This window comes from uncultured Chitinophaga sp. (genome assembly GCF_937874145.1).
Lineage (GTDB): Bacteria > Bacteroidota > Bacteroidia > Chitinophagales > Chitinophagaceae > Chitinophaga.
The window spans coordinates 1-18,646 of the sequence record NZ_CALNBI010000284.1; the positions used below are offsets into that span (position 1 = coordinate 1).

The 18,646-nt window shown below is 55.1% G+C and carries 17 protein-coding genes and 2 tRNA genes; 13 read left to right on the forward strand and 6 right to left on the reverse strand.

The window, feature by feature from the left end; genetic code table 11:
* Positions 1-579 (reverse strand): hypothetical protein (locus Q0510_RS14045; protein WP_298712891.1); only part of this gene is annotated, 579 nt, incomplete at its 3' end.
* A 318-nt stretch (positions 580-897) separates the two neighbouring features.
* Between Q0510_RS14045 and Q0510_RS14050 the strand changes: the two genes are divergently transcribed.
* The 3 genes from Q0510_RS14050 (at position 898) to Q0510_RS14060 (ending at position 4,830) form a co-directional block, all read left to right on the forward strand.
* Positions 898-971 (forward strand) — tRNA-His (locus Q0510_RS14050).
* Between the two features lie 72 nt (positions 972-1,043).
* Positions 1,044-1,637, forward strand: coding sequence for a DUF445 domain-containing protein (locus Q0510_RS14055; RefSeq protein ID WP_298712894.1), 594 nt, complete (start codon positions 1,044-1,046; stop codon positions 1,635-1,637).
* Positions 1,638-2,262: 625 nt separating this feature from the next.
* Positions 2,263-4,830, forward strand: a complete 2,568-nt coding sequence (locus Q0510_RS14060) for a TonB-dependent receptor (RefSeq protein ID WP_298712897.1) — start codon at positions 2,263-2,265, stop codon at positions 4,828-4,830.
* 74 nt (positions 4,831-4,904) lie between these two features.
* On the opposite strand, the gene Q0510_RS14065 is transcribed toward Q0510_RS14060, so the two are convergent.
* Positions 4,905-5,561: a protein-L-isoaspartate(D-aspartate) O-methyltransferase gene (locus tag Q0510_RS14065; protein ID WP_298712900.1), complete on the reverse strand. Its 657-nt coding sequence runs from the start codon at positions 5,559-5,561 to the stop codon at positions 4,905-4,907.
* 98 nt (positions 5,562-5,659) lie between these two features.
* On the opposite strand from Q0510_RS14065, the gene Q0510_RS14070 reads away from it, so the two are divergent.
* Together Q0510_RS14070 and Q0510_RS14075 are read left to right on the forward strand one after the other, a co-directional pair.
* Positions 5,660-7,381: a phospho-sugar mutase gene (locus Q0510_RS14070; protein WP_298712903.1), complete on the forward strand. Its 1,722-nt coding sequence runs from the start codon at positions 5,660-5,662 to the stop codon at positions 7,379-7,381.
* 41 nt (positions 7,382-7,422) lie between these two features.
* Positions 7,423-8,331 carry a DUF2279 domain-containing protein gene (locus tag Q0510_RS14075; RefSeq protein WP_298712908.1) on the forward strand — a complete coding sequence of 303 codons (909 nt, stop codon included), beginning with the start codon at positions 7,423-7,425 and terminating at the stop codon, positions 8,329-8,331.
* Between the two features lie 8 nt (positions 8,332-8,339).
* On the opposite strand, the gene Q0510_RS14080 is transcribed toward Q0510_RS14075, so the two are convergent.
* Entirely contained in the window at positions 8,340-8,837 is a 498-nt protein-coding gene (locus tag Q0510_RS14080; protein ID WP_298712911.1) for a phosphoribosyltransferase family protein, read from the reverse strand.
* 63 nt (positions 8,838-8,900) lie between these two features.
* On the opposite strand from Q0510_RS14080, the gene Q0510_RS14085 reads away from it, so the two are divergent.
* From Q0510_RS14085 to Q0510_RS14100, 4 genes are all read left to right on the forward strand, one after another.
* A complete protein-coding gene (locus Q0510_RS14085; protein ID WP_298712913.1) occupies positions 8,901-10,187 on the forward strand; it encodes a (Fe-S)-binding protein in 1,287 nt (428 codons plus the stop codon).
* 10 nt (positions 10,188-10,197) lie between these two features.
* Positions 10,198-10,980, forward strand: a complete 783-nt coding sequence (locus tag Q0510_RS14090) for a (Fe-S)-binding protein (RefSeq protein ID WP_298712916.1) — start codon at positions 10,198-10,200, stop codon at positions 10,978-10,980.
* A 32-nt stretch (positions 10,981-11,012) separates the two neighbouring features.
* Complete coding sequence (locus tag Q0510_RS14095) at positions 11,013-11,525, forward strand: hypothetical protein (RefSeq protein ID WP_298712919.1); 513 nt, start codon at positions 11,013-11,015, stop codon at positions 11,523-11,525.
* Between the two features lie 266 nt (positions 11,526-11,791).
* Positions 11,792-12,622, forward strand: a complete 831-nt coding sequence (locus Q0510_RS14100; protein WP_298712922.1) for a hypothetical protein — start codon at positions 11,792-11,794, stop codon at positions 12,620-12,622.
* Between the two features lie 370 nt (positions 12,623-12,992).
* Here Q0510_RS14100 and Q0510_RS14105 read toward each other — a convergent pair whose 3' ends face one another.
* The 3 genes from Q0510_RS14105 to Q0510_RS14115 form a co-directional block, all read right to left on the reverse strand.
* Complete coding sequence (locus Q0510_RS14105) at positions 12,993-13,604, reverse strand: hypothetical protein (protein ID WP_298712925.1); 612 nt, start codon at positions 13,602-13,604, stop codon at positions 12,993-12,995.
* Between the two features lie 114 nt (positions 13,605-13,718).
* Positions 13,719-13,904, reverse strand: coding sequence for a hypothetical protein (locus Q0510_RS14110; protein WP_298712928.1), 186 nt, complete (start codon positions 13,902-13,904; stop codon positions 13,719-13,721).
* 82 nt (positions 13,905-13,986) lie between these two features.
* Positions 13,987-14,059, reverse strand: a tRNA-Gly gene (locus tag Q0510_RS14115).
* A 165-nt stretch (positions 14,060-14,224) separates the two neighbouring features.
* Between Q0510_RS14115 and miaB the strand changes: the two genes are divergently transcribed.
* From miaB to Q0510_RS14135, 4 genes are all read left to right on the forward strand, one after another.
* The gene (gene miaB, locus Q0510_RS14120) at positions 14,225-15,643 is read left to right on the forward strand and encodes a tRNA (N6-isopentenyl adenosine(37)-C2)-methylthiotransferase MiaB (protein WP_298712931.1); all 1,419 of its coding nucleotides are present in this window, start codon (positions 14,225-14,227) and stop codon (positions 15,641-15,643) included.
* A gap of 16 nt (positions 15,644-15,659) precedes the next feature.
* Positions 15,660-16,913, forward strand: coding sequence for a sigma-54 dependent transcriptional regulator (locus Q0510_RS14125; RefSeq protein ID WP_298712933.1), 1,254 nt, complete (start codon positions 15,660-15,662; stop codon positions 16,911-16,913).
* 7 nt (positions 16,914-16,920) lie between these two features.
* Positions 16,921-17,436, forward strand: a complete 516-nt coding sequence (locus Q0510_RS14130) for an LptE family protein (RefSeq protein WP_298712936.1) — start codon at positions 16,921-16,923, stop codon at positions 17,434-17,436.
* Between the two features lie 41 nt (positions 17,437-17,477).
* The coding region (locus Q0510_RS14135) for a hypothetical protein (RefSeq protein WP_298712939.1) at positions 17,478-18,646 on the forward strand (1,169 nt) is incomplete at its 3' end.

The window sequence follows — 18,646 nt, forward strand, 5'->3', positions numbered from 1 at the left end:
TTCCTGGCGGTGGCTGTGCTGGATGAAGTCGTCCACGAACCGGAGATCGTATTTCTTCAGTTTGGCGTACAGCTCGTGTGTGCTGTAGCTGCTGATTTTAGACAATACGAGGAGGTCTTCCCAGCTGTTGTGCTGCTGAACGCGCTGGAGCTCGTCGAGGATATCCTGGGCGGGCATGTTGCGGCGGTAGAGCAGTTCCCCGATGAGGAAAACGGCGTAGTCGTGCGTGGGATAGCCGAGTTCGGGGAGCACGTCGAAGGGGCTCCGTTTCTGGTCCATCGCCTGGTTAAGCTGATCGATATCGCTCATGACGGGCGAGAGTAGATATTTCCTGGCTGCGGTGCGCAGTTTCCTGCTGACGTAATCCAGTAACTGGTCGTTGACGTTGGTGTGGTTCACAAAATCATGCAGAATCTGTACGAATCTTTTCGACACGGGGAGGCCGAACTGGGTGAGGATATCGCTCTCCAGGTCGTGCACGGTTCCGGGACCTTTGGAAACCGTTTCCGCCTTCGGCTGTTTGTCCAGCTTCCGGTAATTTTGGTAATACTCCTGCAATTTCAATTTTAGCTGATCCATATGCATATTATGTTGTGTTTCAGTCAGATATATAGTAAATCGTTCACTAGTAAAAACAAAAAGCCCAGCACTTCGCATGCTGGGCTAGTAAGTTTTCGGGTGATTTGCGAAAGGCAAAGATACGCCATTTTTTGTGGAAATCCTGTGCATAACCGTTGTTGGGAAGGACATGTTTATCCATCATATGTTACCGGTATCGGGATCAAGGGTTTAGGTTTGGATGATGAAAAACAAAATTTGTTAAAGATTTTTACCGGAATGTTTGGAAGTTAGAAGGGAAAATTATTACCTTTGCACTCCGCAAAACAAACAAACACGGTGGTTGTAGCTCAGTTGGTTAGAGCATCAGATTGTGGTTCTGAGGGTCGGGGGTTCGAGACCCCTCATCCACCCGAAAAAATGGTCTCCTGGAATATGGAGACCATTTTTTATTTAGTTTAAACTGGATCAAAAAGGAAATGGTTATGCTGTATCTTATTCCGTTGCTGACTGCATTTACCGGCTGGTTCGTCAACCGTGCGGCCCTTTGGCTTTTGTTTCACCCGGTGAAGCCCCTGCGCCTGGGGCTCTTCACGCTGCAGGGCGCGTTTCCGAAACGCCAGCCCCAGATCGCGGAAGCCATCGGCAAAGCCGTAGCGCAGTTCTTTTCCTTCAGCGATATCCGCACCAAACTCACCGATCCGGAGAAGATATCGGCGCTCAAGCCGGTAGTGGAAGAACACCTCGACCACTTCCTGCGCAACAAGCTGCCACAATCCATGCCCATGATCGCCATGTTCATCGGCGACAGCACCATCAACCAGATCAAAACGACCCTCGCCGCCGAGCTGGACCTCCTCTTCCCCAAACTGATCGGCCAGTTCCTCGATAAAGCGGAAGCCGACCTCAACCCCGCGGCCCTCGTTTCTTCCAAGATCGCCGGCATCGCCAGCGAAAAAGTGGAAGCGGCCCTCCGCGAAAAAATGGGCGGCGCACTCACCGCCATGAGCCTCCTGGGCGCGGCAATTGGCCTGCTCATCGGCCTTGTCCAGCTCTGGATCGTTGTTTCCGCAAAGTAAAAATATTAGGCCACGGCGCTAAAGCGCCCCGCAAATACCAGCAGGAAGTTTACAATCAATTGTAAACTCTGTAAACTCATCTCTGTACTTCCCCCGTAAATCTATAACAGGTCATAACCAACCGGCATCAGCAAGTCCCAGTAGCAAGGCCCGGCAGAAAATGCCGTCGCTGAGGTTACGGCTCCATTCCTGTTACGATTACCTGACGCCCGAAAAAGCCTACCGGAAAGCCACGGGAGAATTACAAAAACACTGGAAGCCGCCCACAAGAAAGTCTGCAATATGAGAGCAGGACGAAAAAGTCGACCTGTAAACCGGAAACAGGACTTATCCGGACCAATGTAAACCAATATCAGTATTATTTAACACCGGGTGTAAACCTATATCAGGGCAAGACTCAGTAAAGGCTTAGTAGGGATACAGTAGGGATACCGTACTGTAACCGTACTAAAGGCAGTACTACGGAAACCACATCCGGCTCCCGTATCCCATCCTTGCTGCCGACCTTCTCACCAGCCTAATAACCGCTGCTCCCTTAGTAGTGTAATCTTTACACATTCCGTGCATGTCCCGGTAAAAAACAACGTCTAATTCCCTGTCAAGTACGACGATAATTATGCATCAAATGAGAAAACTGTACGTCCTCCTCGCAGGACTATTCTTCCTCCAGCTTCAATCCATTGCCCAGGCCCCTCCTGCCGGCCAACGCCCTCCCGGCGCAGGCGCCCGGCAACGCCCCGGCGGCCCCGGCGGACAAGCCCCCGCCATCGGGCACATTTACGGCAAACTGATCGACGCCAAAACGAAACAACCCGTCGAATATGCTTCCGTGGCGCTCCTGCGCCAGCGCGACTCCTCCGTGGTAACCGGCATGCTTTCCAAAGGCAACGGCGACTTCTCCCTGGAGAACCTTCCCTTCGGCCCCTACCTCATCCGCGTCAACTTCATGGGATACACCACCTTGTTCAAAAAAGTGGCCGTTTCCCCGCAGGCCATGGCGCAGGACCTGGGCAACATCCGCCTGGAGCCCAACGTAAAGGCACTCAGCGAAGTGGAAGTCACCGGCCAGCGCTCCGCCTTCCAGATGGCGATCGATAAGAAGGTGTTCAACGTCGACCGGAACCTGACTTCAGTAGGCGGCACCGCCACCGATGTACTCAAAAGCGTGCCTTCCGTCAACATCGACATCGACGGCAACGTGCAGGTGCGCAATTCTTCCCCCAACATATTCGTGGACGGCAAGCCCAGCACCCTCACCCTCGACCAGATCCCGGCAGACGCCATCGAGAGCGTGGAACTGATCACCAACCCCTCCGCCCGGTACGACGCCGAGGGCATGAGCGGCATCATCAATATCGTCCTGAAAAAGAACAAGAAAGCCGGCTTCAACGGGCAGATCCAGGGCGGCATCGGCACCAACGACAAATACAACCTGGGCGGCAACATTTCCGCCCGCCAGGGCAAATGGAACGTGTCCGCCAACTATAACCTCAACATGAACCGCAACTGGGGAGAAGGTGTTACCGACCGGGAGAACTTCGCCACCGGGAATACGCCTAAAAGCTTCATCAACCAGCTGAGCGACAGCTATGGCGGCGGCAAATTCCAGTTTGGCCGCATCGGGGTGGATTACTTCATGGATAACCGCAACACCCTTTCGCTGTCGCAGAATATCGTGGGCGGATCGTTCAAAAACCATGACGAACTGGGCAGCCGGTACTTCGACGAGAACAAGGGGCTGATCAGCCGCAACCACCGCATCACCGACAGCAAATTCGGTTTCAACAACTACACCACCACCCTCGGTTACAAACACCTCTTTTCAGAACCTAACAAGGAGCTGACGGCCGACGTGTCTATGAACCTCAGCAACAACAACCGCAACGGCGGGTTTAGCACCTTCCCGCAGAACCTCGCGGGCGAACCAGCGGGCGATGCCTATATCCAGTCCAACACCGGGAAGGGAAATACCAATTTCTATTCTTTCCAGGCCGATTACGTGGACCCGGTAGGCAAAACCGGCAAGTTCGAAACGGGCGTGAAGGGATCGTTCCGGAATTATGAAAGCGTTTACGATGTGTATGAAGGCGGACAGTATTCCGACGCCATGTCCAACGACTATGAGTATAAAGAACAGATCTACGCCGCGTACGTAAACTATTCCAACGCCATTAAAAACTTCGGTTACCAGGTAGGCCTGCGCGCGGAGCAGTATGTCTATTCCGGCGCCATCCCCAGCGAGAACAAGATTTTCGAGCCAACGAAAGCCGTTCCTGGCCTCTTCCCCAGCGCGTATTTGTCTTACAAGCTGCAAAAGGAACAGGAGCTGCAACTGAATTATTCGCGCCGGGTGAACCGTCCGAACTTCTTCCAGCTGGTGCCTTACCGCGACTTCAGCGATCCGCTGAACCACCGCGAAGGCAACCCCAACCTCACGCCTGAATACACCAACTCGTTGGAATTCAGTTACATGAAACAATGGAAGAACCATAACTTCCTCGGATCGCTCTACTACCGCAATACCAACAACCTCATCAGCACCCTCAACACCCCGATCTCCGCGGGCAACGATACGCTGCTGACCACCTTCGTGAACGCAAACAAGAACTTCAGCTACGGCGCGGAACTGACGATGAAGAACCAGATCATCAAGGGTTGGGATATCACGACCAACGTGAACCTGTACCAGACAGAGCTGCAGGTGCGCAACGACAAGGAATCCTACAACAACCGGGGCTTCAGCTGGCTGGCGAAAGTCAATTCCGAAACGAAGCTGCCGTATAATTTCACCGTCCAGGTAACGGCCAATTACCAGGCGCCTGCCATTACGATCCCGCAGGGCAGCGGCGGCGGCCGTGGCGGCGGAGGACCCATGGGCATGCCTCCTTCCTCCGCACAGGGCACCATCAAAGGGCTCAGCTCGGTGGACCTGGCGCTGAAAAAAGATTTCCTCAAGAATAAAGCCGCTTCGGTGACGCTGGCGTTGAGCGATGTGTTCAACACCCGCCAGTTCGAGATCGACCAGGAATCCATGTTCTTTTCGCAGTACATGCTGCGCAAAAGGGAATCCCGCATCCTGCGGCTGAATTTCTCGTACCGTTTCGGCAAGATGGACGCTCAGATTTTCAAGCGCCGCAACAACCGCTCCAGTGCCGACGGCATGCAGATGGAAGGCGGTCAGGGTGGATTTTAATCACACTCCGACGCAACGGCATAAAAAAAGGCCGGCAGTAGGTACTGCCGGCCTTTCTTGTAATGACTTTCCTGCTAGCTGTTTTTGCCAGCGAGCATGGGAACGAAGGAGAAGTTGTCGAAAATCTCTTCTTCGAACTGGTCGTCGGCCACTTTGGTGATGCGGAGCATGCGCTGTACATCGCCGCCGCCGACGGGGATAACCATTTTACCGCCGATTTTGAGCTGTTTGAGCAGTTTTTCGGGAATCTGGGGCGCCGCGGCCGTTACGAGCACTTTGTCGAACGGCGCGTAGGTGGGCAGGCCCTCGTAACCGTCTCCGTAAAAGAACCGGAGGGTCGGGTACTTGCTTTTAAAGGGAAATAGTTTAACCAGGTCGAACAGTTTTTTCTGCCGTTCGATGGTGTAGACATTCGCTTTCAGTTCTCCCAGCACGCAAGCCTGGTAGGCGCTTCCGGTGCCGATCTCAAGGATCTTCTCAAAGGGTTTCACTTCCAGTAACTGCGACTGGTAAGCCACCGTGTAGGGCTGCGAAATCGTTTGCCCCTCCCCGATCGGAAATGCCCTGTCTTCGTACGCGATCCCTTCGAACGCGGTATCCAGGAAAAAATGCCGGGGGATGTTGTTGATGGCTGCCAGTACGTTTTCGTCCGTAATCCCTTTCTTTCTGATGTTGTCAACCAATTGTCTGCGTAGTCCTTTTTGTTTGTAGTTGTCTTCGTACCGCCTCATATTACCGCAAAAATAACCATTACCCCCGTAATTCCCTTTTTCTCCTTATTTTACACTCCGTTTTTAGTTAATAAAGCCCTCAAAAAGTTAATTCACACATGGACGCAAACATTCTTAGCAAGGCAGAGCAATGGCTTCACGGAGGCTATGATGCTGAAACCGTATCGACCGTAGAAAAACTCATCAAGGAAAACCCGGACGAGATCACCGACGCATTTTACCGCAACCTCGAATTCGGCACCGGCGGCCTCCGCGGTGTGATGGGCGTGGGTACCAACCGTATGAACAAATACACCGTTGGCACCGCCACCCAGGGATTCGCCAATTACCTCAATAAATCCTTTCCCGACGGCGTGAAAGTAGCCATCGCGCACGACAGCCGCAATAACAGCCGCTTCTTCGCGGAGGTGACGGCCAATGTGATGGCGGCCAACGGGATCAAAGTATATCTCTTCGAAAGCCTGCGCCCCACGCCCGAGCTTTCGTTCGCCATCCGCCACCTGGGCTGCCAGGGCGGGATCGTGATTACTGCCTCCCACAACCCGCGGGAATACAACGGCTACAAGGCTTATTGGAACGACGGCGCCCAGCTGGTGCCGCCCCACGATAAGAACGTGATCGCCGAAGTGGAGAAGATCGAAGGCATCGGCGAGGTGAAATGGACCGGCTGGGAAGAAAATATCACGCTCATCGGCAAGGAAATGGACGAAGCCTACCTCGCCATGCTCAAAAGCCTCAGCGTGTACCCCGAAGTGGTGGCCAAACAGCATGCGCTGAAGATCGTCTACACCCCCATCCACGGCACCGGCATCACCCTCGTTCCTGAAATCCTGCAGCGCTTTGGTTTTACCAATGTGCATGTGGTGGAAGAACAGGCCAGGCCCGACGGCAACTTCCCGACCGTAGTGTATCCCAATCCCGAAGAGTCCGAAGCCATGAGCATCGGCCTGAAGAAAGCCGCCGAGCTCGATGCCGACATCCTGCTGGGGACAGACCCGGACTCCGACCGCGTGGGTATCGCCGTAAAAGACCATACCGGCAAATGGATCCTGCTCAACGGCAACCAGACCGCCGTACTGCTCTTCAACTACATCGTGGAAGCGCGTAAAAGCAAAGGGCTGTCCAAACCCAACGACTACATCTGCAAAACCATCGTTACTTCCGACCTGATCGACGTATTCGCGGCCAGCAACCAGATCACCTGCTACAACACCCTCACCGGTTTCAAATGGATCGCCGACCTCATCCGCAGGAAAGAAGCCACCGAAAACTTCGTGTGCGGCGGCGAGGAATCGTATGGATATATGATCGGCGACAACGTGCGCGATAAAGACGCCATCGCATCCGTGGCCATGATCTGCGAGATGGCGGCATATGCCAAGAACGAAGGCCGTTCCCTCTACGAACAGCTCATCGATATTTACCTGCGTTACGGTTTTTATAAAGAATCGCTTATTTCCATCACGAAGAAAGGCATGAAAGGCGCCGAAGAGATCGCGGAGATGATGACCCGTTACCGCGAGAATCCCCCGGCGGTTATCAATGGTTCCAAAGTGGTGAAGATTTTCGATTACGAGCAACAGTTTGTAACCACGCTGGCCACCGGCGAAAAAGAAAAGCTCGATCTGCCGAAATCCAATGTACTGCAATTCCTTTTGGAAGACGGCAGCCGCATTTCCGCGCGGCCTTCGGGCACGGAGCCCAAGATCAAGTTCTACTTCAGCGTGCATGAAACGCTCGACAGCGTGGCCGATGTCGAAAGAGTGGAGCAAGCCCTCGACGCGAAGGTGACCAACATTATTCACGACATGCAATTGTAATGCGCTTACAGGTTGTATCGATACACCTGACCTTAACATTCTTGTATAGCGCGGTATCCGCACAGGAGGCCAGCCGCACGGGATTCTTCGAACGGCCGGATACGACCGTTCCGGCCCGGATGGTGGCCCTCAGCGCGGGTACCGTTGCTGTATCTGCGGGTTCCATGCTGGTGCTCAACGAGTATTGGTACAAAGGATTCCCGCGGCGGCGCTTCCATTTCTATAATGACGGCGGCGAATGGCTCCAGATGGACAAAGCCGGCCATGTTTTCACCACTTATTTCTTCTCCAAATACAGCCGCGAACTGTGGCGATGGACGGGACTGCCCCGCAAAAAGCAAATCTGGTACGGCGGGCTGAGCGGCCTGGCTTACCAATCAGTGATCGAAGTGCTGGACGGGGGATCAGCGAACTGGGGGTTCTCCTGGTCCGACATGGCGGCCAATGCCATCGGCTCCGCGGCCATGGTGGGGCAGGAATTGCTGTGGGATGAGCAGCGCATTCAATTGAAGTTCTCCTGGTCGCCGGTGCGATATACCGACCCTGTGTTGCACCGGAGAGCGGATGATATTTACGGGGTGAACACCCTGGAAAGGATTTTAAAAGATTATAACGGGCAAACCTATTGGGCTTCCCTTAACCTGTCTTCCTTCTTCCCGCATAAAAAACTGCCCAAATGGCTGAACATTTCGTTCGGGTATGGGGTAGACGGCGTGTACGACGCTTATGAGAATATGTGGGACACGCAGGAGGGGAACCACACCGATTACCGGCACATCCGCAGGGTAAGGCAATTTTACCTCTCGCCCGACATCGACCTTACGCGCATCCCTACACGGCGCAAGGGCATTAAAGTGCTGCTGCAGGCGCTGAACATGATCAAGATTCCCGCTCCCGCGCTGGAAATCAACAGTGCGGGCAGGCTCCGGGCGCATGCTTTTCATTTTTAAGGAAGAAACTACACCAGGTAAGCGGAGGCGATCTCCTCTCCTTCCACATCCACCATCACCATATTCTGCGGCGTTGTAGCCAGGCTGTACCCGACGAAATCGACGGATAAGGGGAAAGATTTATGCTGGCGGTCGACCAGTACGGCGGTGAGTATTTTTTTGGGAAGATAGGTCAGGAAGGGTTTGATGGCGTAGAGCATCGTGCGGCCGGAATTGGCGACATCATCGATGACCACTATTACTTTGTTATTGAAATCGGTGGTGGCGGAAAGAGTTACTTCGCCGGGGGATTGCTTGTCCAGCTTGATTTCCATGACTTCCACGGAGAAGGGCGCGATCCGTTGGAGGTGCGCGGCGATCTTGCGGGTGATGATGGAGCCACGGTCCCAGATGCCCGCGAGGATGATGGAGGGCTCGTCGTAATTGTGCTCGTAAATTTCATACGCGATCCGTTCGATCTTCTTTTCAATTACTTCCCCGGTGAGGATGACGTTCCGATTTTCCATACTAAAAAATTGTTCAGCCGTAAAAATACATAAATTGCGACAACAACCGGTCAAATCAACGATATGCAAATTGTTTCACAACTGCTCTTTTTCGCAGCGCTGGCAGCTGCCGTTTATTTCTTCAGCCGGAGGGCGGCAGGTATCCGCCGCAACATCCTGCTGGGGAGGGACACCGACCTGTCGGACCAACCCGGCCGGCGCTGGAACAACCTGCTGTTGCTGGCATTCGGCCAGAAGAAGATGTTCCGCAACCCGCTGGTGGCGGTCCTGCACTTTTTCGTATATGCGGGCTTCGTCATCATCAACCTGGAGATCCTGGAGATCATCATCGACGGTCTGGCCGGCACGCACCGCATCTTCGCCCCTTACCTCGGGCCGGTATATAATGTGCTGATCGGATGTTTCGAGATCCTGGCGGTGCTGGTGGCCGTTTCCTGCGCCATTTTCCTCGTCCGCCGCAATATCCTGAAAATTAAACGCTTCCTCAGCCGCGACCTCGACGGATGGCCGCGGTCCGACGCCAACTATATCCTCATCACCGAGATCGTGCTCATGCTGTTATTCCTGACCATGAACACGGCCGACGGGGTGCTGCAATCGCGCCAGGTGCCGCATTACCCGGATACCGGGAGTTTCTGGGTGACGGGGATGTTCCAGCCGCTGTTCGAAGGATTCTCCACGCCCGCGCTGACAGGGATCGAAAGGGCGGCCTGGTGGCTCCATATCCTGGGGGTCCTTGCTTTCCTGAATTACCTGCCCTGGTCCAAGCACCTGCACATCATCCTTGCCTTTCCCAACGCGTATTACGCGCAGCTGGAGCCGAAGGGGAAGATGGAAAACATGCCCGCCATCCAGCAGGAAGTGCTGTACGCCATGCAGCCGGAACTGGCGCCTACGGAGGCCGCCGCCGCTGAAGTGAAATTCGGCGCCAAAGACGTGCACGACCTCACCTGGAAAAACCTGCTCGATGCGTTTGCCTGCACGGAATGCGGCAGGTGCTCGGCTGCTTGCCCGGCCACGCAGACCGGCAAAGCCCTTTCCCCGCGCCTGATCATGATGAAAACGCGCGACCGGGCGGAAGCCGCGGGCCGTGGCGAAACGGGTAAAACGCTGCTGCACGATTACATCACCGTAGAAGAGCTCCGCGCCTGCACCAGCTGCGGCGCCTGCGTGGAAGAATGCCCCGTGAGCATCCACCCGCTGGATATCATTTACCAGATGCGCAGGCAGCTGGTGATGGAAGAATCCAACGCCCCGCAGGAATGGACCCTCATGTTCTCCAATATCGAAAACAATATGGCCCCCTGGAAGTCCTCCCCGGACGAAAGGGACGCCTGGATACACGCTTAAATATATGAGTATGCAGATCAAGACCATGGCTGAATATTTTGCCGAAGGCGAAATGCCGGAAGTGCTTTTCTGGGTAGGATGCGCCGGCAGTATCGACCAGCGCTCGCAGAAGATCACGCGCGCCTTCGCCGAGATCCTTACGCGCACCGGTACGAAGTTCGCCGTGCTGGGCAAAGAGGAAGCCTGTACCGGCGACCCTGCCCGCCGCGCCGGCAACGAATTCCTGTTCCAGATGATGGCGTATAACAACATCCAGGTGCTGAACGGTTATGGCGTGAAGAAGATCGTGACGGCCTGCCCGCACTGCTTCAACACCCTGAAGAACGAATATCCCGAACTGGGCGGCCATTACGAAGTAATGCACCACACCACCTTCCTGCAGGGCCTGATCAACGAAGGCCGCATCAAAATGAAGGAAGGCGGCACTTTCAAAGGGAAAAAAATCACTTACCACGACTCCTGCTATATCGGCCGCGCCAACGGCATTTACGAAGCGCCCCGCGCCGTATTGGAAGCCCTCGATGCCGAGCTGGTGGAAATGAAGCGCTGCGGCAGCCGCGGGCTTTGCTGCGGAGCAGGCGGCGCCCAGATGTTCAAGGAAGAAGAAAAAGGGACCACACGCGTCAACTTCGAAAGAGGCCGCGAAGCCGTGGAAACCGGCGCGGAGATCATCGCCTCCAACTGCCCCTTCTGCATGACCATGCTTACCGACGGCGTGAAGGAAACCGGAAAGGAAGACAGCGTGAAAGTGCTGGACCTGGCCGAGCTCATCGCCCGCGACATGCAGGAATAGCCCGTTTCCTCCCGATTTCGTAAATTTGCCATATGGACCAGAACGCAATCATACAACAACTGCCCGCCGGCTTCGCCGCCGAATCCCGGGTTTGGATATACCAGAGCAACCGTCCTTTCAGCGAAAAGGAAACCGCGGAGATCGAAGAACAGCTCCACCAGTTCACCGCGCAGTGGAATGCCCACGGCGTACCCGTGAAAGGTTGGGGCAAAGTGCTGTTCAACCAGGTGATCGTGCTCATCGCCGACGAGTCGGAGACGCACGTGAGCGGTTGCAGCACCGACAGCTCCGTACGCATCGTGAAAAGCATCGAACGGCAGTACGAAGTAAACCTGTTCGACCGCCTGCTGCTGGGTTTTATCGTGAAAGACAAGTTCCAGCTGCTGCCGCTGCAACAGGTAGCGTATGCGCTGGAGAAAGGATATATCAGCAAAGACACGCTGTATCTCAACAATACGGTGCTGACGCTGGGCGAGATGAAGGAAAAATGGCTGATGCCGCTGAAAGACAGCTGGATCATGCAGCGCATCGGGCAAACCGCCTGATCCGCAACACGCGAAGAAAGTACAGGAGCAGCCCCCGGCCGGGGGCTGCTTCGTGTTTATAGCCAGTACTATTACTCAGGTGTAAATTGAGTTGTTCTACTGAAAAATCCCGCTCGTGGTGATGATAATTTTGCATCCGTAATCATGCTTCACCAACATGCAAAAATCACTGCTCCCCAACTCCCCTGCTACGATTTACCCCAACGCATGGAGGCGCCGGCATATTCCACCCACGCACATTTGCCTCATCATTCAATAGTTTACACATGAAAAAGCTCATCATCATTTTCTCCGCCTGTTGCGTTACCTTTTTCGCCGCGTCCTGCGGCAGCGAAACCTTAGAACCCGAACCGGAACAACCCGATCCTACCGAACAGGAGGAACCCAACTGGGCCGACATTCTTGATCTTTTCGATATCCACCACCTCGCCGCCCCCGGCATTGGCCCGGATACCGCGAAGCCATACAACCGCCCGGTAGACACCTGGCCCGGCGTAAAGTTGGTGCGCAGGCCCAACAAGCCTTTCAACCCCGATATCAACCTGCTGCATGGCAACACCAATACCTTTTATGTAGACGTAAACCTGGTGAACACGAATACCACCGCGAAGGAGCACAAATTCCCCGCCGGCACCATGTTCGTTTCCTTCGCCAGAACCACCGACCGCAGAAGGTATCAAAACGGCATGCTCATGCAGGAAGTTACGGTGACTGTACCGCCCACGGGCCCGCAAAAAGACACGATGACCATTTACCTCGGCCTGTCGAGCATCAACCTGAACGCTCCTTCGCCGCTTGGCGTGAAGCCCGGTCACCCGGAATACCCGATCGCATTGGATATGTACGAAATCCACGACTGGACCACCTACAATCCCCTGCTCGATTTCGCGGAATACCTCGCGCACTTTCCGAAATTGAAGCTCACGAAACACTATGACCCCGCCGAGCTGATGAAGTCCGTCAACGACCGGCCCGAATGGCTGCGCCCCTATGGCTGGATCCAGGAGGCGATGTACCAGATCACGGACGGCGATGGGCTTTCAGTTTCGGAACAAACGGAGCTGACCAAAAAACTGAGGCCTTATATGGCGGATTAAACGACCGATACACCTATATCCCATCACAAAAACCACAGTATCATCCGTTCAGGTAATAGCCCTTATTCCAAAGAAAGCCGTCCATTCCGGGCGGCTTTTGCATTTGAGTAGAATTACTTTGGCGGATAATCGCGAAAATGTACGGTGAGGGCGGCATCCGGATCGGCGTACTTTGTAACAGATGCAGCGGCACTGCATTCCGGCTGGATGCGTGACTGAAATGGTTCCCGGCAGCCGATCCTTTGCTTAGATGAGCGAACACGCGAGCGCCTCTTCCGGGGCGCTTTTTATTATCCTGCCAGACATATGCAGGCATGAGATATTGAATAGGCAAAACCCGGGAATACTGGCTATTGCTGAATGCGGGCCCTTATTTGAACCGTAAGCCTGTTTTTCCCGGAGATTTGACCTGGTTGATATACCGGTTCATTTCTTCGGCTACTTTCTTCGCGCGGAGGATCGCATCCGTCCGGGGTTGGCGGTTGCCGAGGTTGATGATATCGATGGTGGACAGGTGCACCAGCGGCACAGTGCCTCCGCGTTTCAGCCGCAGCCGCAGCGTGCGGGGCATGGAGCGGCGGATGTAATGGAGGATGCTGGGCCTGGTCCCCTTGTTCGAAGAGGAGAAACCGCCTACTTCGTGCAGCGGGTAGGTGCGCTTACTGAAAACGGTGGGGCGGATGGTGAGGGATTTGGCGGATTTGTCGATCCATGCGAGCTTCCCGGCCGGGCTAACCAGCCTGGACCAGAGGTCACCGGCCAGTAACACCGCGATGATGGTGATAAAGACGCCAAAGGCCCATCTTCCGGCAGGCATGTGCTGAAAACCATGCTGGAATACAAACCATACCAGCCAGCAGGCGAAAGCGGTGAATATTATAGACCAGGTGAGGTCGAACCAGTCTTTGAACGATCGGCGGAAGCGGAGCTCCACGGCTTCAGGGGTTTCGGTGATGAGGAAATTATCGATCTCGGTGCGCATAGCTTGATGGGGTAGTGATAATAGCGCCAAGATAGACTGAATTAGTACCAGTGGCCGGGTCCAATTAACGAATGCCTGTTCCGGGCTAACAAAACCGGCTGTGGAAAGAATTGCTTACTGGCTCTTCCTGGAGGAAAAATTCATGGAGATCCCAAACAGGATGCCGGCAATGATCCACGCAGGCGCCTGCTTCCACCGAAATTCAAGATGAAACAGGCTGTCCATCGAAATGGCAAGGATGGCGAAGCCAGCCCCTTGCAGCAGCACAGCTTTAATCCATTTTCTTCTTTTATCGTTCATGGAAAGTACTGCATTATGATTAAACACAATATAGGCAAATACCCGGGAAAAAGAAAAGCCGCTGTAAAAGCGGCTTTCTATGAGCGGGAAACCGGGCTCGAACCGGCCACCCTCAGCTTGGGAAGCTGATGCTCTACCAAATGAGCTATTCCCGCTGATATTCCTGAAAGGATGGCAAATATACATCCCGCCTTTTTCAATTCAAAATGCATTTTTTCCCTCTTATACCCGGCCAGCGATCCATCCCATCTTTCCCGGGATTCTTCCTGTCATTCTGTCATTTTTTTATGTACTTTTGCAGTTCTTAAATTTTGACAGGCATGCTGGAAACAGTTCAGAAAGTACATGATGAGAGCCGCCAGGGCGAAGCCATCGCCCCCGCGGCGGAGGACACCCGTACCTATGCAAAGAAGTTTTATATAGAAAGCTATGGTTGCCAGATGAATTTCAACGACAGTGAAATCGTCGCCTCCATCCTCAATACCCAGGGTTACGGCGCCACCCGCAACGTGGAAGAAGCCGACCTCGTGCTGCTCAACACCTGCTCCATCCGCGAAAAGGCGGAGCAGACCGTGCGCCAGCGCCTCACCACCTTTAAAAAGACTAAACAACAGAAGCCCGGGTTCCTCGTGGGCGTGCTCGGCTGCATGGCCGAACGGCTCAAATCCAAGTTCCTGGAGGAAGAAAAGCTGGTGGACCTGGTCGTGGGCCCCGACGCCTACCGTACCCTCCCCTCCCTTATCGAGGAGGCCGGTACCGGGCAGAAAGCCATTAACGTGCTGCTGAGCCGGGAAGAAACGTATGGAGACATCAGCCCCGTGCGCCTCGACAGCAACGGCGTAACCGCCTTTGTGTCTATCATGCGCGGCTGCAATAACATGTGCACCTTCTGCGTGGTGCCCTTCACCCGTGGCCGCGAGCGCAGCCGCGACCCCTACTCCATCCTGGCCGAAGCCACCGACCTGTTCGAACGTGGCTACCGCGAAGTAACGCTCCTGGGCCAGAACGTGGACTCCTATTATTTCGTGGACGAAGCCAAAGACGAAACGATCACCTTCGCCAGCCTGCTCGAGCGCGTGGCCGCCATCAGCCCACTGCTGCGGGTGCGCTTCAGCACCTCCCATCCGAAAGACATTACCGACGAAGTGCTGCACGCCATGGCCCGCCACGAAAACATATGCAATTACATCCACCTCCCGGTGCAAAGCGGCTCCACGCGCGTCCTGCAGCTGATGAACCGCACCTACACCCGGGAATGGTATATGAAAAAGGTCGACCGCATCCGTGAAATCCTCCCCGACTGCGCCATCTCCACCGACGTGATCACCGGGTTCTGCACGGAAACGGAAGAAGACCACCAGGACACTATGTCCATCATGGATTACGCCAGATACGACCTCGCCTACATGTTCGCCTACTCGGAGCGCCCCGGTACGCTGGCGGCCCGCCGGTACCAGGACGATGTGCCGGAAGACGTGAAGAAACGCCGCCTCGCCGAGATCGTGGCCCTTCACCGCGGGCATTCGCACGAGAGCATGCAAAAAGAAGTGGGCAAGACGCTAAAAGTGCTTGTAGAAGGTACTTCCAGGAAATCCGACGAGCAGCTGTTCGGCCGCACCGACCAGAACAAAGTGGCGGTTTTCGACAAGGGAGATCTTCAAAAAGGCGATTACGTGATGGTCAAAATCGAAGACTGTACGGCAGGCACCCTCATCGCTACGGTGGTGGGGCGCTGCTGATTAAAAAATAATTGGAATGGACAATATTCAAAGCATAAAGAACCGCTTCGGCATCATCGGCAATTCCGCATCGCTCAATTACGCGCTGCAGGTGGCCGCGCAGGTCGCCAATACCGACCTGACGGTGCTGATTTCCGGCGAGAGCGGCGTGGGCAAGGAAGTATTCTCCCAGATCATCCATGCGTTAAGCGCCCGCAAGCACAATCCTTTCATCGCCGTGAACTGCGGCGCCATCCCGGAAGGCACGATCGATTCGGAGCTGTTCGGGCATGAGAAGGGATCGTTTACCGGCGCGGTAGACAACCGCAAGGGTTATTTCGAAACCGTGAACGGCGGCACCATCTTCCTCGACGAGATCGGGGAAATGCCCCTGGGCACGCAGGCACGGCTGCTGCGCGTACTGGAAACCGGCGAATATATCCGCGTGGGCTCTTCCAAAGTGCAGAAAACCGACGTGCGCGTAATCGCCGCCACCAACCGCGACCTGCTCGAACGCACCCAGCAGGGCAAGTTCCGCGAGGATTTATATTACCGGCTCAACACCGTTCCTATCCGCGTGCCTTCGCTGCGCGACAGGAAAGAAGATATTCCCATGCTCTTCCGCAAGTTCTGCGTGGATTTTGCGGAGAAGTACAAAACGACTTCCATCCAGCTGACCGACGAAGCACGGGACGTGCTGGTGAACTATCCCTGGCCGGGTAACGTGCGCGAACTGAAGAACATTGCGGAGCAGATTTCCGTGCTGGCGCCGGAGAAGCTGGTGAACGCCACGGACCTGCGGAACTTCCTCCCGGAGCAGCCGGCCGTCAACCGCCTGCCCATGCTTGCACCGGGCGGCCATTCGCAGGGTAACGGGGATTTCTCGAACGAAAGGGATATCCTGTACAAGCTTTTCTTCGATATGAAGAAAGACGTGACCGAACTGAAGAAGATGTTTTTCGAAGTGATGCAGAATCCCAACCTGGCGCATACGGCGTACGCGGACCCCGGCGCACTGGCGGGTTTCCATCAGCCGGCGGAAGCGCCGGTGGTGTCCACGCCCGGCATTATCTCGGCGCCCGCCAACCAGCAACCGATCATCCTGAAAGACAATACCATCGATCATCATGAAGAAGTGGAAGAGACTTTATCGATCGCCGACAAGGAAAAAGAACTGATCGAGAAGGCGTTGCGCAAGCACAAGGGAAAAAGGAAAGACGCCGCGCTCGATCTCGGCATTTCGGAACGTACCTTGTACCGTAAATTGAAGGAATACAACATTCATGAATAAACGACCTATGTCCAGATACATCGCCCTGCTGGCCGGCATCGCCCTGTGGGCCGGCATCGGAGGCTGCACGATCAAATATTCCGCCAACGGCGCCACCATCGATCCGGAGGCTAAAACCGTGCTGGTGCGCTATATCGAAAACCGTGCGCCGCAGAATAACCCGCAGCTGAGCCAGAATGTCACCGAGAAGCTCCGCCAGAAGATCCTCGCGCAAACGCGCCTTACCCAAACCAACGACCAGACGGCCGACTATGAGTTCCGCGGCACCATTACGGGGTATTCCGTGTCCAACTCCGCGGTAACGGATATCGACAAACCGGCGAGCGCCCGTTTAACCATCACGGTGAATGTGACGTTCGTTAAACGGATCGGCGACAAGAAAGGGTTTACGAACCAGTCGTTCTCCCGTTCGGCCGACTTCAACGCTTCCCGGACGATCAACGAGGCCGAGCCTCAGCTGATTGCGGAGATCGTTCCCAACCTGGTGGACGATATCTTTAACCGGGCGTTTGCGAACTGGTAGGCATTCTTTGATTTAGACATTATTTTCATATTTTAGCGCACATGACGCCGAACAGGATTATAGATCATATTTTTCACGAAGATGAGCTGAAGAATGTAGACCAGCAGGCCCTGGAGCGCCTGGTGGAGCAGTATCCGTACTTCGCGGCGGCCCGCGTCCTCCTGGCGCAGAAACAATTTGCGGATACGCCGGATTTCCAGGACCCGGTATTCAAGGCGGCGCAGCTGTATACCAGCACGCCGCAGTACCTCTATCAGCTTACCGCGTCACAATCGCCTGCGCCGGCAGCGGCTCCGCCGCCTCCCCGGGAAGCGGCAGACAGCTGGCAAAGCCGGGAAATCGAGGTGGAAGATGCGGTCAACGGCCAGGACCAGGCGATCATCGACAATGTGGAAGCCACGGCCGATCCGCTGCCCGCTCCCTGGGGCGAACCGGCCGGTGCGGAAGTGGATGAGGAAGAAGCCAGCTTGCTGGATGAACTGGAAGCTTCGGTAGCGGCTACGCAGGAGGCTCCCGGAGACGGCGCCTTGCTTACGGCTGACCTTCCCGCTGCGGAAGTTGCCGGCATCAGCGCCGAAGACCAGGCCATACTGGACGAACTGGAGGCCGAAGACCGCGCCGCAGCGCAGGCACGCCTGGCTGTAAAGGAAACGGAAACGATTAACGCCGCAGAAATAGCAGTACCGCCTACGGAGGTAGACGAAGTGGTGGCGGTAGATTATGAGGCGGAAGAAGATAAAGCCGCTTTTGAAGCTGCGCGCAACCTGGAAGTGCCGGATGATGTAGTAGCAGTTGATTATGAAGCGGAAGAAGAAAAAGCTGAATTTGACGCCGCACGCAACCTGGAAGTGCCGGATGATGTAGTAGCAGTTGATTATGAAGCGGAAGAAGAAAAAGCTGAATTTGACGCCGCACGCAACCTGGAAGTGCCGGATACGATTGTAGCAGTGGATTACGAAGCGGAAGAGGAAAAAGCCGCATTCGATGCCGCGCGCAACCTGGAAGTCCCGGATACGATTGTAGCGGTGGATTACGAAGCGGAAGAAGAAAAAGCCGCATTCGACGCCGCGCGCAACCTGGAAGTCCCGGACGACGTGGTGGTCGTAGATTACGAGGCGCTTGGCGGGCCTTCGGAATACGAACCGGAGATCGAGGAGGAGGAAGTGGAAGTGCCTACAGGCCACGCGCCCGAAGGCCACGGCATTGCTAT